The sequence below is a fragment of the Endozoicomonas sp. ONNA1 genome (assembly GCF_024606325.1).
Lineage (GTDB): Bacteria > Pseudomonadota > Gammaproteobacteria > Pseudomonadales > Endozoicomonadaceae > Endozoicomonas_A.
The window spans coordinates 1-2,601 of the sequence record NZ_JAHHPN010000635.1 but is presented as its reverse complement, the minus strand read 5'-3'; the positions used below and the strand labels follow the sequence as shown (position 1 = coordinate 2,601).

2 protein-coding genes are annotated in these 2,601 nt (G+C 49.0%); one reads left to right on the top strand and one right to left on the bottom strand.

What is annotated here, in order from left to right; translation table 11 throughout:
* Positions 1–432: 432 nt before the first annotated feature.
* On the top strand, positions 433–1,683 hold the full coding sequence (gene sstT / locus KDK19_RS14930; RefSeq protein WP_257275833.1) for a serine/threonine transporter SstT: 1,251 nt from the start codon (positions 433–435) through the stop codon (positions 1,681–1,683).
* 68 nt (positions 1,684–1,751) lie between these two features.
* Here the strand turns inward: sstT and KDK19_RS14925 are convergent.
* Positions 1,752–2,601: peroxidase family protein (locus tag KDK19_RS14925; RefSeq protein ID WP_306801354.1), on the bottom strand; the 850-nt coding region annotated here is incomplete at its 5' end.

Here is a 2,601-nt window from a genome sequence, read left to right as displayed (position 1 = left end):
CAATAAACAAATGGGTAAAAAAGCAGTTTTCAAAGCCGGAAAACAATGGAAAAAGCTTATTTTTCAGCCCCGAGACAAAATGTCAGCAGAGTTGAGGGGCGTATTTGAATGTCCTTTAAAATGACCATTAGGCCAGCTGGCGGAAAAATAAGAGTGAACTTACTCTATGGATTAAAGGTCTAATTAATTGACACATATCAATACTGCAGTGGGGCTGATCCATTAGGTTTGCACACTCGATTTGTGCGAATTGCTTATAAAGTGATCACCCGATTGGTGATTTCCGTACCGTGAAAGGGTCTTTCAGACAGATGACACGCTATGGAAGTTGGAATGATCAAACAGCCTGGAGCTGGGGGTTTAGCCTTTCCCTGATTATCACCTGATTATCAGAAAGGGCGCGAACTCTATTATAAATAAAGTAGGTACAGTATGGGTGAAACTCAATCTCTATTCGAACGCATGGCCAGCACGAGCCTGGTGCTGAGGATTCTCATTGGTATTTTGCTGGGTGCAGGCCTGGCGGTCGTTGCTCCCGATACAGCTCTTTCTTTCTCTGTTCTGGGCTCTTTGTTCGTCGGTGCTCTCAAGGCCGTAGCGCCGGTTCTGGTTTTTATGCTGGTGGCTGCCTCTATTGCCAACCAGAAAAAAGGTCAGCATACCAACATGAAACCCGTGATTGGCTTGTACCTGATTGGTACTCTGGCTGCTTCTCTGACGGCTGTTGTCATGAGCTTTGCCTTTCCGGTCACTCTGACTCTGGTCACCAATGAAGCCAGCGCCAATCCTCCACAGGGTGTTGGCGAAGTACTGAACACCCTGCTGTTCAGCATTGTCCAGAACCCTGTTGAAGCCCTGATGAGCGGCAACTTTATCGGTATCCTGGCTTGGGCCGTTGCTCTGGGTCTCGCGCTGCATCGTGCTTCAGATACCACCAAACGTGTGGTTCACGACCTTTCCGATGCGGTATCCAACGTCGTTCGCTTTGTTATCCAGCTGGCACCTTTTGGCATTTTCGGTTTGGTAGCCAACACAGTAGCCAAGACTGGTTTCTCTGCCCTGGCTGAGTACGGCCAGCTGCTGATGGTTTTGATCAGCTGCATGTTGATTATTGCGCTGGTTGTAAACCCACTAATCGTGTTTGCCAAACTGAAGCGCAACCCATACCCGCTGATTTTCCAATGTCTGCGCGAAAGCGGTGTAACCGCATTCTTTACCCGTAGTTCTGCTGCCAACATTCCAGTGAACATGGAACTGTGCAAAAAGCTGGATCTACATGAAGATACCTACTCGGTATCCATACCTTTGGGGGCGACCATCAACATGGCAGGCGCTGCTATCACCATCACTGTGATGACCCTCGCCGCAGTTAACACTCTGGGTATTCAGGTAGACATGCCAACCGCTCTGATTCTAAGTGTGATCGCTGCCATCTCGGCCTGTGGCGCTTCCGGTGTTGCAGGTGGCTCTCTGCTGCTGATTCCACTGGCTTGCAGTCTTTTCGGGATCTCTGCCGATGTGGCCATGCAGGTGGTTGCTGTCGGTTTTATCATCGGCGTTATCCAGGATTCTGCTGAAACCGCTCTAAACAGTTCAACCGACGTTGCGTTCACTGCTGCAGCATGCATCTCTGCTGAAGAAAGCGGTCAGGTCGTTCAGGTGACCCGGGAGGTCAATGCCTGAGACTGAAGTACTATCCAGTCCATAAAAACCGCCAGCTGATCCTGGCGGTTTTTTTTATGATGAAACAATCAGGAAGCTCTGAGATCGAATCGGTCAAGATTCATCACTTTGACCCAGGCGGCAGCAAAATCATGAACAAACTTCTCGCCAGCATCGGATGAACCGTAGACTTCAGCCACAGCACGCAGTTCGGAGTCAGAGCCAAAAATCAGGTCTACACGGGTTGCACTCCACTGACTGGCACCGGTTTGACGATCATGACCTTCAAAAATATCTTCATCCACAGACGTCGGTTTCCACTCAGTATTCATATTCAGCAGATTGATGAAGAAATCATTGGTCAGTGCATCTGTTTTAGAGGTAAAAACCCCATGCTGACTCTGGTCACTGTTGGTATTGAGAACACGCATGCCTCCAATAAGCACCGTCATTTCAGGAATGGTCAGGGTCAACAGCTGAGCCTTGTCGATTAAAAGTGCTTCAACAGGTACATCTGTGGTTTTTTTCTGATAGTTTCTGAAGCCGTCTGTCATGGTCTCCAGTAGCCGAAAGCTCTGAACATCCGTTTGCTGCTGTAAAGCATCCATACGACCAGGGGTGAATACCAGTTCAATATCGTGGCCAGCATTTTTAGCAGACTGTTCAATGGCTGCACAACCGCCCAGAACAATCAGGTCGGCCAGGGAAATCTTTTTATTACCTGATTGAGAGCCATTGAACGCTTGCTGGATATCTTCAAGTTGCTGCAGAACACGTGAGAGTTGTTCTGGTCTATTAACCGCCCAGTTTTTCTGCGGCTCAAGTCGGATTCGAGCGCCATTGGCACCTCCACGCATATCCGAACCTCTGAAGGTTGAGGCAGAAGCCCAGGCGGTTGATACCAGTTCGCGGATGGAGAGGGTCGAATCGAGAATCTGC